Annotated in this window: 15 protein-coding genes; 5 read left to right on the top strand and 10 right to left on the bottom strand. The window is 68.6% G+C overall.

What is annotated here, in order from left to right; translation table 11 throughout:
- Positions 1-284 precede the first annotated feature (284 nt).
- On the bottom strand, positions 285-1,193 hold the full coding sequence (locus FHS42_RS10180) for a LysR family transcriptional regulator (RefSeq protein ID WP_184571220.1): 909 nt from the start codon (positions 1,191-1,193) through the stop codon (positions 285-287).
- Between the two features lie 133 nt (positions 1,194-1,326).
- Here FHS42_RS10180 and FHS42_RS10175 point away from each other — a divergent pair, with 133 nt between their 5' ends.
- Positions 1,327-2,316 (top strand): EamA family transporter, encoded by a 990-nt coding sequence (locus FHS42_RS10175; RefSeq protein WP_184571218.1) that lies wholly within the window; start codon positions 1,327-1,329, stop codon positions 2,314-2,316.
- Between the two features lie 78 nt (positions 2,317-2,394).
- Here the strand turns inward: FHS42_RS10175 and FHS42_RS10170 are convergent, their stop codons facing one another.
- Positions 2,395-3,276 (bottom strand): sugar phosphate isomerase/epimerase family protein, encoded by an 882-nt coding sequence (locus FHS42_RS10170; protein ID WP_184571216.1) that lies wholly within the window; start codon positions 3,274-3,276, stop codon positions 2,395-2,397.
- Between the two features lie 235 nt (positions 3,277-3,511).
- On the bottom strand, positions 3,512-4,765 hold the full coding sequence (locus tag FHS42_RS10165; RefSeq protein ID WP_184571214.1) for a LacI family DNA-binding transcriptional regulator: 1,254 nt from the start codon (positions 4,763-4,765) through the stop codon (positions 3,512-3,514).
- Between the two features lie 1,207 nt (positions 4,766-5,972).
- On the opposite strand from FHS42_RS10165, the gene recD2 reads away from it, so the two are divergent.
- Positions 5,973-8,240, top strand: coding sequence for an SF1B family DNA helicase RecD2 (gene recD2 / locus FHS42_RS10160; RefSeq protein ID WP_246494450.1), 2,268 nt, complete (start codon positions 5,973-5,975; stop codon positions 8,238-8,240).
- 127 nt (positions 8,241-8,367) lie between these two features.
- A complete protein-coding gene (locus tag FHS42_RS10155) occupies positions 8,368-9,657 on the top strand; it encodes a citrate synthase (protein ID WP_312866810.1) in 1,290 nt (429 codons plus the stop codon).
- Between the two features lie 256 nt (positions 9,658-9,913).
- Here FHS42_RS10155 and FHS42_RS10150 read toward each other — a convergent pair whose 3' ends face one another.
- On the bottom strand, positions 9,914-10,471 hold the full coding sequence (locus FHS42_RS10150; protein ID WP_184571204.1) for a TetR/AcrR family transcriptional regulator: 558 nt from the start codon (positions 10,469-10,471) through the stop codon (positions 9,914-9,916).
- Between FHS42_RS10150 and FHS42_RS10145 the strand changes: the two genes are divergently transcribed.
- Entirely contained in the window at positions 10,370-10,924 is a 555-nt protein-coding gene (locus FHS42_RS10145; RefSeq protein WP_184571687.1) for a hypothetical protein, read from the top strand. The two genes, FHS42_RS10150 and FHS42_RS10145, sit on opposite strands and share 102 nt — an antisense overlap.
- Here FHS42_RS10145 and FHS42_RS10140 read toward each other — a convergent pair.
- The 3 genes from FHS42_RS10140 to FHS42_RS36845 all read right to left on the bottom strand — a co-directional run bounded on the left by FHS42_RS10140 (position 10,862) and on the right by FHS42_RS36845 (position 14,960).
- Entirely contained in the window at positions 10,862-12,541 is a 1,680-nt protein-coding gene (locus FHS42_RS10140; protein WP_184571202.1) for an MFS transporter, read from the bottom strand. The genes FHS42_RS10145 and FHS42_RS10140 overlap by 63 nt on opposite strands.
- Positions 12,542-13,539: 998 nt before the next feature.
- Positions 13,540-13,797, bottom strand: a complete 258-nt coding sequence (locus tag FHS42_RS10135) for a heavy-metal-associated domain-containing protein (protein WP_184571200.1) — start codon at positions 13,795-13,797, stop codon at positions 13,540-13,542.
- A gap of 191 nt (positions 13,798-13,988) precedes the next feature.
- Positions 13,989-14,960, bottom strand: coding sequence for a TetR family transcriptional regulator (locus FHS42_RS36845; RefSeq protein ID WP_312866809.1), 972 nt, complete (start codon positions 14,958-14,960; stop codon positions 13,989-13,991).
- A 163-nt stretch (positions 14,961-15,123) separates the two neighbouring features.
- Between FHS42_RS36845 and FHS42_RS36840 the strand changes: the two genes are divergently transcribed.
- Positions 15,124-17,754 carry an MMPL family transporter gene (locus tag FHS42_RS36840; RefSeq protein WP_246494449.1) on the top strand — a complete coding sequence of 877 codons (2,631 nt, stop codon included), beginning with the start codon at positions 15,124-15,126 and terminating at the stop codon, positions 17,752-17,754.
- A gap of 46 nt (positions 17,755-17,800) precedes the next feature.
- On the opposite strand, the gene FHS42_RS10115 is transcribed toward FHS42_RS36840, so the two are convergent.
- From FHS42_RS10115 to FHS42_RS10105, 3 genes are all read right to left on the bottom strand, one after another.
- Positions 17,801-18,001: a helix-turn-helix transcriptional regulator gene (locus FHS42_RS10115; RefSeq protein ID WP_184571197.1), complete on the bottom strand. Its 201-nt coding sequence runs from the start codon at positions 17,999-18,001 to the stop codon at positions 17,801-17,803.
- Between the two features lie 189 nt (positions 18,002-18,190).
- A complete protein-coding gene (locus tag FHS42_RS10110) occupies positions 18,191-19,210 on the bottom strand; it encodes a Gfo/Idh/MocA family protein (RefSeq protein ID WP_184571195.1) in 1,020 nt (339 codons plus the stop codon).
- A 498-nt stretch (positions 19,211-19,708) separates the two neighbouring features.
- Positions 19,709-20,728: a Gfo/Idh/MocA family protein gene (locus FHS42_RS10105; RefSeq protein ID WP_184571193.1), complete on the bottom strand. Its 1,020-nt coding sequence runs from the start codon at positions 20,726-20,728 to the stop codon at positions 19,709-19,711.
- Between the last annotated feature and the right edge of the window lie 74 nt (positions 20,729-20,802).

The following is a 20,802-nucleotide window of genomic DNA, read 5'->3' as shown; positions in this document are numbered from 1 at the left end:
GGCGCCCCTTCGGCCTGTGCGGGCACGCAACCACAGCGGACGACCTTGGTCGGGTACGGGTACGGGTACGGGTACGGCTCGGCCCGCGGCCCGCCGGGGTACGCGGGCGGGGCGCACTCCGCGTGTGACGGGGCTGCGGCCTGATGGGCGCGCGGAGGCGTACAGAGGCGCACAAAGGCGTGTGGAGGCGTATGGAGGCGTGCAGGCGCATGAGACGCACACGGCGCATGAGACGCACACGGTGCATGAGGTGCGCGAGGGGGAGGTGACCGAGGGGCGGGGGTTTAGGCCGCTGCGCAGCGCGGCCAGTGGTCGTGGAGGACGCGGACGGCCTCCGTGATCGCCGGGCGGCGGGCCGCGCCCAGGCGCCAGAGCGCGTACAGCCGGCGCACTGGCGTGGGTTCGAGTGGTACGACGGATACGCCATCCGGCAGCGGGCTCCGGCCCAGCCTTGGTACGAGAGCAATGCCCAAGCCAGCGCCGACCAGTGCAAGTTGCGTGTGATATTCGGCGACCTGGTAGGCCAGGTCCGGCTCATGGCCGGAGGCGCGCAGCGTCCGTACCAGCCAGTCGTGGCAGACCGTGCCCGGCGGTTGGCAGATCCATCGTTGCGCGGCCAGGTCGCTGCGGCGTACCAGGGTGCGGCCGGCGAGCGGATGGCCGCGGGGCACCAGAATGTCCGAAGGGTCGTCGCCGATCACGGCCCGCTCCACCCCATCGGGCGCCGGTAGTGGCGATATGTCCCAGTCATGCGTGATGGCGAGATCGATCATGCCGCGCGACACCAGGTCGGGTGATACATGGGGGTCCACCTCGATCAATCGGATGTCCAAACCCGCGTACTGAGCCGTCATTTCGGCGAGCACCGAGGGCATCAACCCGCGTGCCGCCGAAGCGAAGGCACCCACCGCCAGCCGCCCAGAAGGCTGCCCGCGGCGCTCCTCAAGCGAGGTCTCGGCGCGCTCCACGATGGCGAGCAACTGCTGAGCCGTATGCGCCAAATGTTGTGCGGCATCGGTCAAGGCGATGCCACGGCCCCGGCGTTCGATGAGCGTGGTCTTGGTCTCCCGCTCCAGCTTCGCTATCTGCTGCGAGACCGCAGACGGGGTGTAGCCGAGGGCCACCGCCGCCGCGCTGACTGAGCCGTGCACGGCCACCGCATGCAGGGCCCGCAACCGAGACAGATCCAGCATGCTCTCCCCAAGGATTTTCGGACTGTGGTCGTACTGGCGACTAGCGATTTCCTCTGGTTGTAGCGCTGCTTCATCCAATCATGAAGACATTCGCGCTGGTGCTACATGGTTCGCTGAGTCGATCCTCGATCACATGCGTCCCGCTCACATCGCCCTGGCCGTGTTTATATCCGCCACCTGGGGCGTCAACTTTGTCATTATCGAGGTCGGTCTCGACCATTTCCCTCCGCTTCTCTTCTGCGCACTGCGCTTCATGGCCGCCGCGCTGCCCGCCGTGTTCTTCGTCGGCAGGCCGCAGGTCGCCTGGCGTTGGATCATCGGCGTCGGGTTGGCGCTGGGAGTCGCCAAGTTCGGGCTGCTATTCGTCGGCATGCGCGAGGGCGCGCCCGCCGGCCTCTCCTCGCTCATACTTCAGGTGCAGGCGGTGTTCACGGCCCTGTTCGCAGCCGTCGTACTCGGCGAGCGGCCGGGCAGAACCCGACTCATTGGCATGGCCATCGCGTTGGGCGGCATCGCAGTCGCTGCCGTCGATGAAGGAACGTCGGGCCCCGTTCTTGGATTCGTGCTGGTCATCGCTGCGGCCGTGGCCTGGGGAGTGTCCAACGTTCTGACCCGTAAGGCCGCTCCGCCCGATGGATTGCGCTTCATGGTCTGGGTGAGCGTCATCCCGGTGCTACCGCTGCTGGCCCTCTCGCTGCTGTTCGAGGGGCCAAAGGAGGACATGGCCGCGCTGCGAGCGCTGGACTGGAGTGGCGTCGGCGCCATTGCCTACGTGGCCTGGTTCGCCACCCTGCTTGGCTTCGGGGCCTGGGGCTATCTGCTTCGTATGTACGATGCCTCCGCCGTTGCGCCCTTCGCCCTTTTGGTGCCGGTCTTCGGGATGTCGTCCGCCGCGCTGCTCCTGAACGAGGGAGTGAGCCCTCTGCGCTGGCTGGCTGCCGCACTCCTCGTCGGCGGGGTCGCCCTGACGTCATTCACGGGAGCCAGGCGCGGCGGACGCCCAGACGCACTGGCTGCGAAGAACGTTCCGGTTGCCGTCGGGGGCGGGGCGCAGACAGGGGCGAACGCCGGCAGACGCGCGGGTGCGAGCCTCAGTGAGAAAGCGGGCGCTGGCCCTGAATGAGCGCGTCGCCACCCCCAGGCAGTGGCTACGAAAGCGGGCGCTGGTCCTGGATGAGCGCGTCGCCGCCCCAGGCAGTGGCTACGGATGATGCCCCGGTTCCTCCTGCTGCTGGGGCCACTGCGCATCGGGCCGGATGGCGGCGGCCTCGGCCAGCAGCCCCAGCAGCTGGTCCCGGCCCGGCCCCAGCAGCGGCGGCAACTCGGCCGCCTCCGGGTGCCAGCGCTTCTCGTACTCCCAGCACACCCAGCCCTCGTCCGTATCGGGCCGCGCGGCGTCAGCGAAGTTGGCGCGTACCAGCGTGGTCAGGCACTCGCGCAGCGGCAGCACCCCTTCGCCGAGCGGCAGCGGGGTGGTGTCGTTCGCCGAGGCCACGTCCTTGACCTGCACATAGCCCAGGTGCGGAGCGAGGGCGGCGTGCGAGGTGACGGGTTCCTCGCCGCCGAGCCAGGTGTGCAACACGTCCCAGATGGCCCCCACGCTGAGGTGTCCGACCAGTCCGAGCACCCGACAGGCGTCGGCCGCGGTGCGGTGCGAGTCATGGGTTTCGAGTAGTACCCGCACGCCGAGGTCGTGCGCGTCCGCAGCGACGGCGGCCAGCCTGCGCGCTGCCGTCGCGTCGGCCTGCGATGGGGTCTGGTCGCCGCCGCCGGGGAAAACTCGGACATACGGGGCGTCGAGGTCTCGGGCGAGCGCGAGGAGTTCCCGTAGCTGGGTGAGGATCGGGCCGTCCGCGCCCGCCTCGGCAACACGTACGTAACCGGCGACGGCAAGGACCTGCATCTGAGCCACGCGAAACTCCTTGGCGACTGCGGCCCGTTCGGCCGGGCTCAGTCCGCTGTGGACGTGCTCTTCGGGGTGGGCCCGCAGTTCGACGCCCTGATAGCCGTTGTCGGCGGCGAGCCGGACGACATCGGGGATCGGCAGGCCGGGTACGCCGAGGGTGGAAAAGGCGAGCTTCACACGGGGCTCCAGAACGGTCGGTGCACGTGGGCGGCACAGCGGACGCTAGGCAGCGACGATGCCGAGGTCAATGCCGCCACGGCGCGGCGGCACAGTATCCGCGTGCCCGGTTGCCCGATTGCCACACCCGGCCCGTCTATGACCCCCGCCGTCGGCGTCCGTGGCCCGCCGGGACATCACCTAGCCTTGGGCAGCTCGCCGAGACGCCGCCCAGCCTTGGGTAGCTGGTGACGGCTCAGAGCTCGCCCGCAGCACCCGGCGGCGGGGCGGTCGAGTTACGGATCATCAGCTCGGCGCGGATCATGGCGACCCCGCCCGGCGGCGCGATTTCCCGCCCGAGCGCCAGCCGTCCCGCCCGCGCGCCCGCCTCGTACAACGGCAGCCGTACGGTACTGAGCGCTGGAGCCGCGTCCGCGCTGAACGGCAGATCGTCGAATCCGGTGACCGACACGTCATGCGGAATGCGCAACCCCAGGTCCCGCAGCGCCGCACAGGCGCCGAGTGCCACCGTGTCATTGGCGGCGACCAGCGCGGTAATACCCGGCTCGCGGCGGAGGAGCTCGCACGCCGCGTCGTAACCGGAAGCCCGGTCGTACGCTCCATGGACGACCAATGGCGGACCGCCGGGCGCCGTGTCGTGCGCCGCATCGGCTGATCCGCGCCGGGGGCGTGCACGTCCTGCCGCCATGGGGATCTCGGCGCCCGCCGCGCCCTCGACGACGGGCCTGACGGGCCCAGTCGTCTGTGGACCATGCGCGGCGAGAGCGGCGAGGTGGCCCTCAAGCCGATGCCTCGTGGTGGTGCGGTCGGCGGGACCGGCGATATAACCGATGCGCCGATGCCCAAGGGTGAGCAGGTGCTCGGTCAGCCGTCTGGCACCGCCCCGATTGTCAAAGGTGAGCGTCAGAGCGCCCGGCACCGGTGGTCTTCCGCAGAGCACCACCCGGGTACCGGCCGCGGTCAGCTTGGCCACCTTGGCCGCCAGCCGCTCGGTGTGTTCGGGGTCGTCCGCCCCGCTGCCGGTGAGCACGACGGCTGCGGCGCGCTGACGCTGGAGCAGGGTGAGGTAGGTCAGTTCACGCGCGGGCGAGCCATTGGTGTTGCAGACGACGGCCAGTTTCTCCCCGCTGGTGCCCGCCCCCGGCAGGCTGGGCCCGCTCAGGGACAGCGGTCCGCCTCCCGGCATGCTCCGGGCCTCGGCACCGGCGGAAACGGTGCTGGGCCCGCCACCCATCTCGGCTTGGATGGCCCCCGCCATGATGCCGAAGAAGGGGTCGGCGATGTCGTTGACCAGGATGCCGACGAGGTCGGAGTTGGCCGCGGCAAGTGCGCTGGCCGGTCCGTTGACCACGTAGTCGAGGTCATCGACCGCACGCAGAACCCGGGCCCGAGTCGCCTCCGCGACCGGGTAGTTGCCGCTCAACACGCGGGAGACGGTGGCCGCCGAGACACCTGCCCGCGCCGCCACATCGGCCAGGGTCACCGTCATTGCTTCCGCTCCATCCGCCGTCCGTTGCTGTTGCTCTCGCTGTCGGGGTGCCGCCGATATTGCTGATGATGGCGCTGAGGCCACCGTTGTTGTTTCTGTTGTCGCCGATGCTGTGGCCCGAAGCTGTTGCCGGCGGCCGTGATCCGTGGCCGTGATCCGCGGCCGGGGGTGTGGCCGCTGCCTTGCGCCGCTGGCGTCGGGGTTCGGATCGGCACCGCCATCGGTCCCGCCAGGAGCGCGGTTGTGCCCCCGGCGCTGCGATGCCCGGACGCGTCACGCCCCGATGGTGCGAACGCCATACGCCCGACTGTGCCCGACATGTCACGCCCCCGATACACCGCGCCCGACACGTTGACGAGTCCGGCCCCATAGCCGGCCTCGGCTGCGCGGCCCACGGTGGACGGTGCCGTGCCCTGCCGTGCTGCGCAGCGTACGTCCCGTGGGCCAGCGGCAGACTAGCGGTGGCTGTTGTGCGCAGGGGGTCCGGGGCGGCCATCCTGCTCCAGGACGGATGCCGAACATCCGCCAGGGCCGGAACGGCGCCCATTCGCCTCACGAACCCTCGGCAGCCTGCTGGTCAACAGGTCAAGACGTGTCTGTCTCCCCGTCATCCGGTCACCTCAAAACCTTGACTCCAGGTAACGGATAAATAACAGCACGGAATCGTGCAACCCTTCACGCCTGCAACGGGTCGTATGTGTCATCCGGCTCTCGCGGAGGGGAATCTGGGGGGATTTCGAGCGGAGCCAGTGGAGGGGGAAACCATGAGGGGCCTGGTCTGCGGACCAGGCCCCTCGTGGCTTTCTGGTCCGCCCTTCGACCTCCGCTGCTCGCGGGCGCCTCCGGCCCGGCTCCGCAATGCCGCCATCTTGCTGCGCCTTGGCCGTCCGGTACGCCCCCGAGTTCGCCCGAAGTCGCCGTGCGGGGTCGCACCGGTGCTGTGGGCCTGTCCCCATTCGCGCCTGATCTGGGGGTCTGCCCCCTGCCCGCCAGGAGCCCGGCGGGCGGGAGTGGCACGTATCGGCGGGGGTCCGGTGGGCGTGAGTTGGACGCGTCGGCGGGGAGCAGGATGCAAGCGTCGGCGGGAGCAGGGTGTACGCGTCGGCGCGGGTGGGATGTGTGCGTTCGAAGTCCGCCGCTCAGCCGGCCGTTCGCAGTTATCCACAGGCCCGCACAAGCTGTCGGAGTCCGGCGGTACGGTCGCCTCATGTCCAACCTTGCGGTGGTCGAAGGGGTCCTGGAGCGGATCACCTACGCCAATGAAGAAAACGGCTACACGGTCGCGCGGGTCGATACGGGGCGCGGTTCCGGCGATCTGCTGACCGTCGTTGGGTCGCTGCTCGGCGCACAGCCGGGCGAGTTGCTGCGGATGGAGGGGCGCTGGGGCTCGCACTCGCAGTACGGCAAGCAGTTCACTGTGGAGAACTACACGACGGTGCTGCCGGCCACCGTCCAGGGCATACGCCGCTATCTCGGCTCCGGCCTCATCAAGGGCATCGGGCCGAGGATCGCCGACCGCATCACCGAGCACTTCGGTGTACAGACGCTGGACGTGATCGAGCAGCAGCCGAAGCGGCTGATCGAGGTCCCGGGGCTTGGGCCCAAGCGCACCAAGATGATCGGAGCGGCCTGGGAGGAACAAAAGGCCATCAAGGAGGTCATGATTTTCCTTCAGGGGGTCGGCGTCTCCACCTCCATCGCGGTGCGTATCTACAAGAAGTACGCAGACGCCTCGATCTCCGTCGTGCGTAATCAGCCCTATCGCCTGGCGGCCGATGTCTGGGGCATCGGCTTCCTCACCGCCGACCGGATCGCCCAGGCCGTCGGCATCCCGCACGACAGCCCCGAGCGCGTAAAAGCGGGCTTGCAGTACGCCCTGTCCCAGTCCACCGACAACGGTCACTGCTACCTGCCCGAGGAGCAACTCATCGCGGACGCCGTGAAGTTGCTTCAGGTCGATACGGGCCTTGTCATCGAGTGCCTGGCAGAGCTGGCGGACGACGCGGAAGGGGTGGTGCGGGAGACGATTCCCGGCGCCGCTGACGGCGAGAGCGTTACCGCCGTCTATCTGGTCCCCTTTCACCGCGCCGAGCTTTCTTTGGCCGGAGCGCTGCGGCGGCTGCTGCGCTGCGACGAGGATCGAATGCCCGCCTTCCACGACGTGGACTGGGACAAGGCGTTGGTCTGGCTCGCTCAACGCACCGGTGCCGACCTCGCCCCCGAGCAGCAGCAGGCAGTCAGACTCGCACTCTCCGAGAAGGTCGCCGTGCTGACCGGCGGCCCCGGCTGCGGCAAATCGTTCACGGTGCGCTCGGTGGTGGAGTTGGCTCGCGCAAAGAAGGCCAAGGTGGTGCTCGCCGCACCTACCGGACGTGCGGCCAAGCGGCTAGCCGAGCTCACCGGCGCCGAGGCGTCCACCGTGCACCGGCTGCTTGAACTCAAGCCCGGTGGCGACGCCGCCTACGACAAGGAACGACCGCTGGACGCCGACCTGGTGGTCGTGGACGAGGCATCGATGTTGGACCTGCTGTTGGCCAACAAGCTAGTGAAGGCCGTGCCGCCCGGCGCCCACCTGCTACTGGTAGGGGATGTGGACCAGCTCCCCTCCGTGGGCGCTGGCGAGGTGCTGCGGGATCTGCTGGCCCCGGGCGGCCCGGTTCCGGCCGTCCGACTGACCCGGATCTTTCGGCAGGCCCAGCAGTCGGGCGTGGTCACCAATGCGCACCGCATCAACTCCGGAGTGCCGCCCATCACCCAGGGCCTGCCGGACTTCTTCTTCTTCGTGGAGGACGACACCGAAGAGGCGGGACGGCTCACGGTCGATGTGGCGGCGCGGCGCCTGCCGGCGAAATTCGGGCTGGACCCGCGCCGTGATGTGCAGGTGCTCGCACCGATGCACCGGGGTCCCGCGGGCGCGGGCACGCTCAACGGACTGCTTCAGCAGGCCGTGACGCCGGCCAGGCCCGACCTGCCCGAGCGGCGCTTCGGCGGCCGGATCTTTCGCGTCGGCGACAAGGTCACCCAGATCCGCAACAACTATGACAAGGGCGCCAACGGCGTCTTCAACGGCACCGTTGGCGTCGTCACCGCGCTCGACAGCGAGGAGCAGCGGCTGACGGTCCGCACGGACGAGGACGAGGAAGTCGGATACGACTTCGACGAGCTGGATGAGTTGGCACATGCGTACGCCATGACCATCCATCGCTCGCAGGGCAGCGAGTACCCCGCGGTGGTCATCCCGGTGACGACCGGGGCGTGGATGATGCTGCAACGCAACCTGCTCTATACGGCAGTAACCCGAGCAAAACGGCTCGTGGTGCTGGTCGGCTCCCGCAAGGCGCTGGGCCAAGCCGTTCGCACCGTGAGTGCGGGGCGGCGCTTCACCGCGCTCGACCACCGACTCGGCGGCGGCACCGCTGGCCCCGACGCCTCGCGGGTTTCCGGAACCGGCGGTAAGGGGGCAGGATGGACATGATGGCGGCACTCAGTGCCGCAGTTAGGCCCTATGGCCGACCCCGAGTGCACGTTCATCGTCCAAATGGGGGAAGGTAGGGCTAGTCAGGGCACCTCGAAGAAGAGGCACAACGTCGGTGAGGGATGACGTGAGCGACAACTCTGTAGTACTGCGGTACGGGGACGACGAATACACCTACCCGGTGATCGAGAGCACCGTCGGCGACAGCGGTTTCGATATCGGCAAGCTCCGCGCCCAGACCGGTCTGGTGACCCTGGACTCTGGTTACGGCAACACTGCTGCGTATAAATCCGCGGTCACCTACCTCGATGGCGAGGGAGGCATTCTGCGGTACCGCGGCTACCCCATTGAGCAGCTGGCGGAGCGCAGCACCTTTGTGGAGACGGCCTTCCTGCTGATCAACGGGGAGCTGCCGACCGTCGATGAGCTGGCCAGCTTCCGCAACGAGATCACTCAGCACACGCTGCTCCATGAGGACGTCAAGCGTTTCTACGACGGCTTCCCGCGTGACGCGCACCCGATGGCGATGCTGTCGTCCGTGGTCAGCGCGCTGTCCACGTTCTACCAGGACAGTCACAACCCGTTCGATGAGCAGCAGCGGCACCTCTCGACGATCCGGTTGCTGGCCAAGCTGCCGACGATCGCTGCGTACGCGTTCAAGAAGTCGGTCGGCCACCCGGTCGTCTACCCGCGTAACGACCTCGGCTACGTCGAGAACTTCCTGCGGATGACCTTCTCGGTGCCAGCCGCCGAGTACGACCTGGACCCGGTTGTGGTCAGCGCCCTGGACAAGCTGCTGATCCTGCACGCTGACCACGAGCAGAACTGTTCCACCTCGACGGTCCGCCTGGTCGGCTCGTCGCAGGCGAACATGTTCGCGTCGATCTCGGCGGGCATCAGCGCACTGTGGGGCCCGCTGCACGGCGGAGCCAACCAGTCGGTGCTGGAGATGCTGGAGAGCATCAAGAACTCCGGCGGTGACGTCGATGCCTTCATCCGCAAGGTGAAGAACAAGGAAGACGGCGTGAAGCTCATGGGCTTCGGGCACCGCGTCTACAAGAACTTCGACCCCCGCGCGAAGATCATCAAGTCGGCGGCGCACGATGTCCTGTCCGCGCTCGGCAAGTCCGACGAACTGCTCGACATCGCGCTCAAGCTCGAAGAGCACGCGCTGGCCGACGACTACTTCGTGGAGCGCAAGCTCTACCCGAACGTTGACTTCTACACCGGCCTCATCTACCGAGCGATGGGCTTCCCGACCGAGATGTTCACTGTGCTCTTCGCGCTCGGCCGGCTCCCCGGCTGGATCGCCCAGTGGCACGAGATGATCAAGGAGCCCAGCTCCCGCATCGGCCGCCCCCGTCAGATCTACACGGGCGTAGTCGAGCGCGACTTCATCCCTGTGGAGCAGCGCTAGCCCCTTTCCGGCGAGAGACCGGTGGGGCCCGCTTCGACCGCTGCACGGTTCGATGATCGTTCCCCGTCCTCTCTCGCGCCCTCCTCGCTACGTCATCAACGCCGGACAGGCCGCCCCTTGGCCCGTCCGGCGTTCGCGGCTTGCCAGTGGTGGGACCCCGGGTCCGACCGCATGGCGCCGACTGCGCGATGGCCCGGCGATCGCTGGGCTGTGCGGCAGCACGGCGGCCGGGCCCCGGTATGAGTGGCCGGCAGCCCTAGTCCTCTGGGCATGGCAGCAAATCGCGCAGTATTTCCTCGAAATCCGCCACCCCCGGCGGGTCATCAGTGAGCAGCGCCTGAAGCAGCAAACCGTCGATGGCGCCCACGACGACCCGCACCCGGACCGGGTCCTGGGTGTACCCCCGAACGAAGTCCGCCGCCGCGTCCAGCCACACCTGGGTCACCTCGCGCAGCTCGGGTCGCCGCGCGGCCTGAAGGTAGAGCTCGTACTCGGCAAGCAGCCGCCCCGGTGCGGCGACCACGTCCGCCATGAGCTGGGCCAGTGTCTGCCTGCTGTCGAGCCCACCGTCCGTCTCGGCAGCGAGCCGCCGCATCCGGCCGGCGTCCTCGGTCATCACGCTGGTAAGCGCCGCGCACAACAGATCGTCGATGCCGCTGAAGTAGTACGTGGCGGATGTGGTCGGCAGCCCGGCCTCGCGGGCCACCGACCGATGGCTGACGCCGGCGGCCCCATCTCGTTCGACTACCCGCAAGGCCGCCTCGATGAGTGCGCGCCGCCGCCTCTCTCCCTTGACCCGGCGGCCATCGGTCACAACTCCAACGGCTTCGGCCTTGCCGGCGCCCCCGGGCGACGACCCGGGCCGGTGGCCGCCACCAGCGGCCCCAGGCTGCCCACCGCCAAAACCAACATCACCAACATCACTGCCAACATCAACACCACCGCTATCCGCTGTGGCATCGGCATCTTCTGTTGCACCAGCGTCTGCGGTACCGCTGGCCTCTGCTACGCCGCCACCGAGCTCCGCACCTGCGGCATCCGCGACACGATCCGTATCTGCGACACCACCGGTTTGGGCGGCGCGCCCGGTGCCCGCGGCAGCGCGGGGGTGGCGGGCGTCGGCACCATCGCCCTCGGCCTGTGGTGTGGGTCCAAGCTGATTCAGGGCAAGCTCCCGTATCCCGGGCGGCCTGAACGAGCCCGTTCAGCCGCAGTCAACGTAAGGCTGTTGTCGGTCGAAGTCCGGTTCCCGATCGGTGTCCGCTGAGGAGCGGGCGCCCGTCTGGAGGTCGGTCGCGCCGGACGCGGCACTCGCCTCCGTGCGAGAGCCGACGTCCGTGCTCGTACCTGCATCCGTTCCGGTACCGGAGCCGGAGCCGGCACCCGAGCCCGTCTCGGCGCTCGCGTTCGCACGGTCCGAGGAGTCCCGGAGGTCCGGGGAGCCTTGACGGCCCGACGAGGCCCCCGGGGCCAAGCCGGCACGGTTCGAATCGGCAGCCACCGTGACGGTACCTTTCCCGCCGTGCGGCTCGGCACCTTCCCCGGCTCCGCGCACGGTGTCGCCCGCGGCTTTGGGAAGGGGGGCTGGCGTGGCGATAGGCGCGGCATCGTCATCCAGGCTCGACACGGCATCGTGTTCTGTGCCCGTTCCGTCCTGCGATATGAGGACCTTGTCGCCGTCCTGCGATGCGGAACGCATGCCAGCCATCGCGGTCACCAGCGGTCGGTAACCGATCGCCGCGACAACCACTCCGCACGCGCCCGCTGCAATGGCCACGGCGAAACCGCCGCGCGGACCGAACTCGTCAACTATCGCGCCGGAGAGTGCCGAACCCAGCGCAGCCCCGGTGGCGAGCCCCGTCGTGGCCCAGGTCATGCCCTCGGTCAGCCGGTGCGCCGGCACGATGCGCTCGATCACATTCATGATGGTGATCATCGTGGGGGCGAAGAACACGCCCGCGAAGAACACCGCCACCGTCAGGGCGACGACGCTGTCCACCAGCAGGAACGGCAGCGTGGTGGCGGCCGTGCCGAGCAGGCCGATCACCAGCAGCCGGGGCAGCGGCGTCCGTAGCGTCATGGCCCCGAACGCCAGCCCGGCCAGGCAGGAGCCAACGGCGTACACGGCGAGCACCAGCCCGGTCGCGCCAGGCTGGCCCTGCTCGTGCGCGAACGCCACGCTCACCACGTCCACCGTGCCAACGATCGCGCCGCCCGCGACCAGAGCGAGTATCAGCACCCGTAGCGGTCCGCTGCGCAGCGCTGAGCCGCCACCACCATGCGCCTCCGTACGCACCGGTGGCTCCGTACCGCGCTGCATGACGAAGAGCGCGACACCCACGGCCAGCAGCACCGCAGCGGCCAACGGCCCGGCTTCCGGGAAGAGCGTCGTGCACAGCAGCACCGAGAGCGCAGGCCCCGCGATGAAGGTGATGTCCTCCACCACGGCCTCCAACGCATAGGCGGTGTGCAATCGGGGTGAGTCACGGTAGAGCTCGGTCCACCGGGCCCTGACCATCGCCGCCATGCTCGGCATGCAGCCCGAAGGCACCGCGAGCAAAAACAGCGTCCACACCGGTGCCGCGTAGTGCGCGCAAAGCAGCAGTAACCCCAGCGCGGCCACGCTCACTCCGGTGACCGGCAACAACACCCGGCTCTGCCCGAAGCGATCGACCAGCCGGGAGACCTGTGGCCCGAAGAACGCCATGGACAGGGTGAACGTGGCGGCGACGGCACCGGCGATGCCGTATTGGCCGCGCAGGTCGGACAGCATCGTGATCAGCCCGATGCCCGTCATGGACAGTGGCATCCGAGAGACGAACCCGGCGGCGGTGAAGGCCCGCGCACCAGGGGTGGCGAAGAGCACGCCGTAGGGATTGGCCATCGCGACTCCTGACATAGAAACTGGGACGGATGTTCCAGTTTCTATCACGTGCCAGGGGCGCGGCGACGGGGAGCGATGAAAGGCAGGAGATGAAAGGCGGGCGAAAAGTGAAGAAACTGAAACCGGCGCGCGCGGCGGGAGGGTGGGCTCGCAGGCAAGAGTGCGAGATGCCTCAATGCGCCCCGGTGGGCGGTGCGGATAGCCGCGTTGAGTGGCGCGTGCGCGCTGGATGGGGGCGGACGCACACACGAAAGCGCCCCGCTACCGATCCCCCCACGGGTCGGAGCGGGGCGCTTCCTGTTCCCCGGTGCGGATTCCCCCCACGGGATCCGGCCGGGAGCCTTGCTGGCCCAAGGGCCGTGCGCCCGCGATCTGCCGGGACGCGTACATGCGGGAGGGCCGCTCAAAGCTCCCCGGTACGTCGCCCCGGCTACGCGCAGTCTGGAAACGTCCCCCAAGACGCCCCAGCACCACACGGTTAGACTCGCGATCCCTGTGAATGGTTACCCCCATACCGCTGTGATCTGCGTCTCCTGCCATATGGGTACGTAAAAGGGCAAGGGTCTCGATTTGAATATCGAGGCGCTCGCGTATGGGTGTTGTGTGGCTTATGGGGATTTCGTGAAGGTGTACGAACGTGCAGGCTCAGCACAACTCGTCGTCCGGGCGAGTGGCGCGATGAACTCGTGGGCACCGTTCGGGGGCCGGCCGCACGTGGCACGGGCGCGATGCCTGCCGAGGCCAGGTGGCTCTGCTGGTCGGGAGAGGGTTGGCTGCTCCGACGAGTAGCGGACGTCGGGAGTTGGCGGACGCCCGGCCTCGGCGGGGTGTCGGGCCGGAGGCGTGTGTACGGGGTGAGGCGCGCGGCCGGTGAGGCCGAAGCGAGCTCGAAGGCGCGGCGCGAGGGGCAGCGTGAAGGCCGGGTCGCGCGGCGGCCCTTGAGGGCGCTGCATGACCCGGCCCCGGGTGGTGCCGGTGGCGACAGTGGTGGCTGGCGCCTAGGCGGTCCGGCCGGTGAGTTCGTACCCCGCCTCGTCGATGGCGGCGCGCATGGCCTCATCGTCGAGCGGACCGGTCGATGCGACGGTCACCTGGCCAGTTGCGGCCACGGCCGTGACGGACGTGACGCCGTCCAGGGCCGAGACCTCCTCGGTGACCGCGTTCTCGCAGTGGCCGCAGGTCATGCCCGTCACCGTATAGACCGTGGTGACGCCGTTGGTGGTGCTGAAGGAACCGGAGTTGGCCTCGGAGCTCATGGGTTCTCCTCTGAAAATGGGGGTGTGGCGGTCTCGTGGAGCTTCGGAGGTTCTTCCGCGTCCCCACCATGGTCACTCTATACCCCCCTGGGGTATGAAGCGCTTCTGGGGGCGGCGCCCTGCCTATCAGTTTCGGTGCACTCGATCGGCGCTCGATGGCGACGCTCCGGGTGGCCGGGTGGCCGGGTGACTCAGGGGCTCGGTGGGGGCTGGGGCGATGCTGAGGCGCCTGCGTGGGCCTGGTCGATATAGGGGGCTAGGTAGCGGTAGACGGCGGCCTTGGACTCCCTTGTGTACCAGTCCCGTTCGGCGCCCTCGTGAGCGACCACGAGTTCAAGGCTCGCCTTGAATAGCGCCACGGTCATCTGAGCCAGCCGAATTCGCTCGTCGGTGGATAGCGCGGGGGCGCGTAGCGCGATGAGTTCGGCCGTACGCTCCAACAGGGCCGCATGCAGCGCATCGTGATCAGATACGACCCTGCCGGGCACATCGGTGCCGTAAAGCAGAGCGAGCGCAGCGGGATGTACGCAGTTGAACTCGATCATCGGATCGAGCACGGTGTCCACCAGCTCGGCCAGGGGAAGGTGGGCGTTTTCGGGTGCGAAGGCGGCACCATGCGTCGCGCGGAGACGATGAATGAGCCGCTCCCCAAGCTCGACTGCGATCGACTCTTTGTTGGGAAAGAACTGGTAGAGCGTGCCGGGCGAGACGCCGGCCTCGCGCGCGATGGCATTGGTACTCGCCGCTGAGTAGCCCACCGATGTGAAGACGGTCGATGCGGCCTCAAGTAGTTGTTCGATGCGCCGTTCGCCACGTGCCTGCCGTCGTCGCGGCTTGGCCGTTGCCGGGTTGTCCTCGGCCAGCGCGCGCTCGGCATCGGATGCCTGGGGCGCTTGCCTGTCGGGCTGGACGCCCTCCGCTTCGGGCTGGGCAGTGTTCGCGGTGGGTTGATGAGTGCTCGGGTTGGGCTGGCTGGCCTTCGGGCTGCCCTTGCCGCCGGCTGACTTAGCGCTGGTTTCGGTGCGTGAACCGGCCGCGGAACTGGCGCCTGAAGCGGCTGTGGATCGGTCTGCGCGTTGCGGGGCGGACTCGGCCGTGCTGTCCCGCTCATCTGCGCCCTTCGCGCTCCCGCCCTTTCCGTTCCCCGATCTGGCTCCGGTCACCGATGCCCTCGTCTTTCCCGCTCTGACCTGCGATGGTTGACAAACGCGAGCGGCAGCTCGCATTCTGATACGCGAGTGATAGCTCGCGTTTGCCAGTCTATGGCATGCGGAGGTCTATGCGCTCTGCCATGACGTGAGGGTGCGGGGGAGGGAACGGCGCGTGATGAACAAGCTCAATGCCCCGGACGAAGACCGGGTCGATGACCCGGCGGGGGACGGGATCGGCGGTTGGACCCGGCTGGTCACCGCACGCCCGAGGCTCTCCTTGCTCCTTGCCCTGCTGTTCACCGTGCTCGCGGTCCTCGCCGGGAGCGGTGTCGCCGATCGGCTCGGCAGCGGCGGTTGGGAAGACCCGGCGGCCGAATCCTCGTACGCAACCGACGCGTTGGAGCGGCAGTTTCCCGCCTCGCAGCCCAACCTCGTGCTGCTGGTAGACAGCGGTCAGCGCACGGTGGACGACCCGGTCGTTGCGGCTGAAGCCCGAGCGATCGCGCACCGGCTTGCCGGCGAGAAGTCCATCACGGGCGTGACGTCCTATTGGGACACGGCTGCCCCGGCGCTACGGGCCAAGGACCGACACGAGGCGCTGATCGTGGCCCGTATCCAAGGCGACGAAGGTGCGGCCAACGACGCGCTGGACCGACTCGCACCGCATTACCGAGGCGACCACGGGCCGGTGGAGGTGTCGCTCGGTGGGCAGGTCGCCGTGCGGCACGAGTTGCAGAGCACCATCGAGGAGGACCTGCTCCGGGCGGAAGTGATCGCTCTCCCTATCACGCTGATTCTGCTGATCATGGTTTTCGGTAGTGCGGTCGCCGCATTGCTGCCCCTCGGGGTGGGCATCGTCGCCATATTGGGCACCAACGCCGTGCTGCGGGGCCTCACCGAGTTCACCGACGTCTCTGTCTTCGCCCAAAACCTCACCACCGCGCTGGGCCTTGGACTCGCGGTTGACTACGCCCTGTTCATCGTCCGGCGTTTCCGCGAAGAATTGGTTGTCGGAGTCACCCCACGCTCCGCCGTCGGTAGGACGCTGCGCACAGCGGGCCGCACGGTTCTCTTCTCGGCGCTCACCGTCGCCGTGTCGCTGGCCGCAATGATGGTTTTCCCACAGTATTTTCTGCGGTCATTCGCGTACGCGGGTATCGCCGTTGTGCTGCTTGCCGCCGCGGCGGCGCTGGTGGTGCTGCCGGCCGTGCTGGTCCTGCTCGGTGAGCGGGTCAACGCGCTTGATGTGCGACGTCTGTTGCGGCGCCGCAAGGAGACAGGGCGTGGACGGCAAGCCGAGAACCAAAAGGCCGGGGGGCGTCACAAGAACGAGGAGAGCCAGGAAGCTGGGGAGAGCGTGGGTGCCGCCGCGGACCAGGCGGGTACCCGGATCAGCTCCGATGGTCAGGGCGCCACGGCCGCGGTGTCGGGCGAGGGCTGGGCACGTCTGGCCCGGCTGGCGATGCGTCGAGCTCCCGTCTTCGCGCTGGTGACCGTCGCGGGCCTGATGGTGCTCGGCCTGCCGTTCCTGCGAGTGGAGTTCGGTACCGCTGATGATCGTCAGTTGCCTGCCAGCGCCGAATCCCACATCGTCCAGCAGCACATCCGCGATGGCTTCACGGGCGGCCCTGACGGTGCCATCGAAATCATCGCTCGAACTGATGCCAACTCCTCCGGAGCTGTCGACCAGGAACCCGGCCACGCGGTTGGTCGGACCCCGGACACCGGCAAGAACGGGGGAACCGGTAGGGACGCAAGCCCTGTCAAGTACAAGGCCCTTGGCACAGGCGGCCCGCGGCCATCACATGGCGCCAACACCCCAACGCTCGGCAGCCACACCGTGCCACCTCGCACCGCCGACCTCGCCTCCTACAGCGCCAAGGTTTCCCAACTTCCGGGCGTCCAACGGGTGAACGGCCCCGCTGGGGCGTATGTCAGGGGTGAGCGGGTCACAGAGGCCGGGCCCAGCGACGCCACCCGCACCGCAGAGGGCGGCGCGCATCTCACGGTGCAGCCCGAACATGAGGCCGTGGCCATCGAAACCCAAGACCTGGTGCGGGACATCAGGGCTCAAAGCGCGCCCTTCGATGCGTCGGTCACGGGTACGGCAGCGGCCCTGGTGGACAGCAAGGACGCCATCGCCGACCGGCTGCCCTGGGCCCTGGGCATCATCACCTTGGCCACGCTGGTGCTGGTCTTCCTGCTCACCGGCAGCGTTCTCATCCCACTCCAAGCAATCGTGCTGAACGGCCTCAGTCTGACCGCGATGTTCGGCGCCATGGTGTGGGTGTTCCAAGACGGCCATCTGTCCGGCCCCCTGAACTTCACAACGACCGGGGAAATCGAGACGACGATCCCGGTGCTGATGTTCTGTGTGGCCTTTGGGCTGTCCATGGACTACGGGGTCTTTCTGCTCTCTCGCATCAAGGAGGAGTACGACCGCACCGGTGATCACGAAAGGTCGGTCGTCTTCGGACTGCAACGAACGGGCGGACTCATCACCGCCGCCGCGGTGATCCTCGCGGTGGTCATGGTCGCGATCGGCACCTCTCGGGTGACCAACACCAAGATGCTGGGCATCGGCATCGCCTTGGCGGTGCTCATGGACGCGATGGTGGTGCGCGGACTACTCGTCCCGGCCGTGATGCGGCTGACCGGGCGGGCGACCTGGTGGGCGCCAGGGCCGCTGCGTCGCCTGCATCGACGAATCGGCTTGAGCGAGGGTGACGCACCACAGCAGCACATAGCTGGGTCCCGCGCCCCACAGAGCGAGGTGCGGGACCCAGATCACGCGGGACGGCGCTAGCTCCTCACGCCACGTCCCGCCGCCGGTTGCGGCCTTGAGCCGGACGCTAGGAGTCGCGGCGGGACCGGTTGCCCGGTCTGCGCAGAACCCAGGCCCGGATGGTATCCGCGAACCAGTAGGGCTTCGTGCCCTCCACGACATCAGGGGCTGGCAGTAGCCCGTGCTTCCGGTAGGAGCGCACGGTGTCTGTCTGGACGCCGATGTGTGCGGCGATCTCCTTGTACGACCAGAGCCTGCGATCAGTCATCTCTCGCGCCTCCTAGGGGCACCGCGGCCACGTCGGGGGAGACCGTCGGGGAACCGAGGTGCGGCTGTCGTTGATCACTTGAGCTGTGCCCGGTGAACGACGCTGAGTGACCATCAGCGAACGCCTGTTGATGGTCTGTGACGGAAGAACAGCGTAAGCGTGACGATTGTGACGGTAAAGCGATAGAAGTTATGAAACATCAGGCATGCGTTGCTGGATCTCGGTAAGGCGAACGGGGCGGTGTTCATGACGCGAAAGCTCGCAAGCTTCTGCTACCAGCAGGGCGTTCAACGCCTCCTGGCCGGAGCACGGGTTCGGCGCTTCACCACGCGCGGCTTGCACGAAGGCGGCCAACTCCGCCCGGTAGGCGGCGTCGAACCGATCCAGGAAGCCGGTCCATGGGTGCTGCGGGGCGGGGGCTCCGGTGGGCTCGACGGAGGAGAAGGGGGTGCGGTCGCCCAGGCCGACCACGAGCTGGTCGCGTTCGCCGGAGAGCTCCATGCGGACGTCATAGCCGGCGCCGTTGTAGCGGGTGGCGGTCGCCGTGACCAGTGTGCCGTCGTCGAGGGTGAGCAGCGCGGCAGCGGTGTCCACATCTCCCGCCGTGCGGAAGAACTCGGCGCCGCACGCCGAGCCGGTGGCGAATACCTCGGTCACCTCGCGTCCGGTCAGCCACCGCACGGCGTCGAAGTCGTGCACCAGGCAGTCCCGGATCAGACCGCCCGACAGGGGCAAGAACTCGGGCGGCGGTGGTGTTGGGTCCGAGGTGATGGCGCGGATGGTGTGCAGCCGCCCCAACGCGCCCTGCTGCACGGCCTGTCGCGCCGCCAGGTAACCCGCGTCGAACCGGCGCTGGAACCCCAGCTGCAACAAAGTGCCTGCTGCCTCGGCCTCACGCAGCGCGCCGATGGTCCCCGCCAGGTCCAGCGCGATGGGCTTTTCGCAGTAGGTGGGCAGCCCGGCGCGGGCCGCGCGGGTGATCAGGTGGGCGTGCGATGCGGTCGCGGTGGCGATCACCATGGCGTCGGGCCGTGCCGCGAAGACGTCATCCACCGTTGCCACCGCCCGGGCGCCGATGGCCTGGGCGAGCATGGTGGCCCGGGTGCCGTCCGCGTCGCCGATCACCAAGTCGCTGACTCCGTCCATGGCGGCCAGTGTGGCGGCGTGGAAGGAGCCGATCCGTCCAGCGCCAAGGAATCCGATGCGCATGGGGTGTGTTCCCGTCTGTATGAGTGGGGGGTTCGTGCTGCGTGGCGAGGGATGAGCACCGTGGGTGGTGCCGGGTGCGGCCGGCGCGGCCCGGTGCAGGCTCTCCGCCGGTTCTTCCAGCGCCATGCCCTTGGCCTGCGGCGGCTAGCGCACGCAGAAGACGATCGAGACGATGCCCTTCAGCCCGACTGGGCAGCACACCGGGCTGGGGCCTGGGGGGTCGATCACCACCGGAAGGCCCGGCGTCCCCAAGGAACTCGTTGTCTGCCTCACGAAGACGGGGTAGCTCATCGCGCTCCGGCGGCACGCGGGAGACACCCCATCGCCGGGAGGCGTCGGCAGTGGGGTGGGGTGGGGGCGACTCGCGTGAGGCGGCGGAGCCCGTGGGACAGGCCGTGGGACAGGCCGTGGGACAGGCCAAGGTCGGTCAGGGCGCGAGCGGGGCCGGGGGGTCTGGTGCGAGGGCTGGGGTGCGGTGGTGGGGGGAGGCGGGCAAGGCTAGCGGTAGAGGGCGGGGCGTTCGATCAGTTCTGCGGTGGTGCGCCGGCCGATGGCCTGGGCGTTGACGCCTGCCTCGCAGACGGCTGCCGCGGCGTAGCCGTCCCAGCAACTTGGGCCCTCGATCTCGCCGCGCCGGGTGGCGTCCACCCAGCGCTGTACTTGCCGGTCGTAGGCGTCCGCGAAGCGGTCCACGAAGTCCTGGGGGACGGCTCCGCCCCAGCGTCCCGCGGAACTGGTGAGCAACCCGGACTCCTCGCCGACCCGGGCGCTGCCGGTCTCGCAGACCGCCTCACAGCGCACCTGGTAACCGAAACCGCAGTTGACGAAGATCTCGACATCGACGACCGCGCCGCCGGAGGTCTCGAAGAGCACCAGTTGGGGGTCGCTCAGGTTTTGAGGGGCCGCGGTGGAGGGGGTGGGCCGGAGCACGGTGACGGCGGTGATCTCCTGGTCGAGCAGCCAGCGGGTGGTATCGATCTCATGCACAACCGAGTCGTTGATCATCATCTGGCTGGTGAAGCCGGGGGGAGTGGAGGCGTTGCGGTGCTGGCAGTGCAGCATCAAGGCGCGGCCGAACTCCTTCGCGTCCAAGAGCGACTTGAGCCGCGTGAAGTCGGCGTCGTAGCGGCGCATGAAGCCGACTTGTACACGGCGGTGGCCCAGGCGTTGCTCCGCTTCGATGAGCCGCAGCGCGGACGCGGCGTCCGGAGTCAGCGGCTTCTCACAGAGCACGGGCAGGTCATGCTCGAACGCTTGGAGCACCGCGGCTTCGTGGGCGGGGCCGGGCGAGGCGATGAGGAGGGCGTCCACGTCGGGGGAGGCCATGGCCGCGGCAGGTTCGGTATAGGCGGAGCAGCCCTCGATGCGGTCCGCGATCGACTTGGCCCGCTCCGCGTCGATGTCCACGACGGCGGCGACCCGGGCCCCGTTGGTGACCTCGTCGATGCGGCGTACGTGGTCCGCGCCCATGCGGCCGGTGCCGATGACGGCGACCCCGAGCGTTCCCTGCTGCGGCATGTGCTCTTACTCCTCTGCGGTGCGGACGGGGGCGTACGGGGTACGCACAGGTGCTGGTGCAGCTGCTGTGACTG

This window comes from Streptomyces zagrosensis (assembly GCF_014203645.1).
GTDB classification, from domain to species: domain Bacteria; phylum Actinomycetota; class Actinomycetes; order Streptomycetales; family Streptomycetaceae; genus Streptomyces; species Streptomyces zagrosensis.
This window is presented reverse-complemented; position numbering and strand designations above follow the sequence as displayed.

Bases quoted from the DNA above. Each gene is read 5' to 3' on its own strand.
- FHS42_RS10115 (WP_184571197.1), bottom strand. From the start codon at position 18,001: ATGACTGATCGCAGGCTCTGGTCGTACAAGGAGATCGCCGCACACATC.
- FHS42_RS10145 (WP_184571687.1), top strand. From the start codon at position 10,370: ATGGCTGACGCCGGCGGCCCCATCTCGTTCGACTACCCGCAAGGCCGC.
- FHS42_RS10135 (WP_184571200.1), bottom strand. From the start codon at position 13,797: ATGAGCTCCGAGGCCAACTCCGGTTCCTTCAGCACCACCAACGGCGTC.
- FHS42_RS10105 (WP_184571193.1), bottom strand. From the start codon at position 20,728: ATGCCGCAGCAGGGAACGCTCGGGGTCGCCGTCATCGGCACCGGCCGC.
- FHS42_RS10140 (WP_184571202.1), bottom strand. From the start codon at position 12,541: ATGGCCAATCCCTACGGCGTGCTCTTCGCCACCCCTGGTGCGCGGGCC.
- FHS42_RS36840 (WP_246494449.1), top strand. From the start codon at position 15,124: ATGAACAAGCTCAATGCCCCGGACGAAGACCGGGTCGATGACCCGGCG.
- FHS42_RS10175 (WP_184571218.1), top strand. From the start codon at position 1,327: ATGCGTCCCGCTCACATCGCCCTGGCCGTGTTTATATCCGCCACCTGG.
- FHS42_RS10165 (WP_184571214.1), bottom strand. From the start codon at position 4,765: ATGACGGTGACCCTGGCCGATGTGGCGGCGCGGGCAGGTGTCTCGGCG.
- FHS42_RS10110 (WP_184571195.1), bottom strand. From the start codon at position 19,210: ATGCGCATCGGATTCCTTGGCGCTGGACGGATCGGCTCCTTCCACGCC.
- FHS42_RS10180 (WP_184571220.1), bottom strand. From the start codon at position 1,193: ATGCTGGATCTGTCTCGGTTGCGGGCCCTGCATGCGGTGGCCGTGCAC.
- recD2 (WP_246494450.1), top strand. From the start codon at position 5,973: ATGTCCAACCTTGCGGTGGTCGAAGGGGTCCTGGAGCGGATCACCTAC.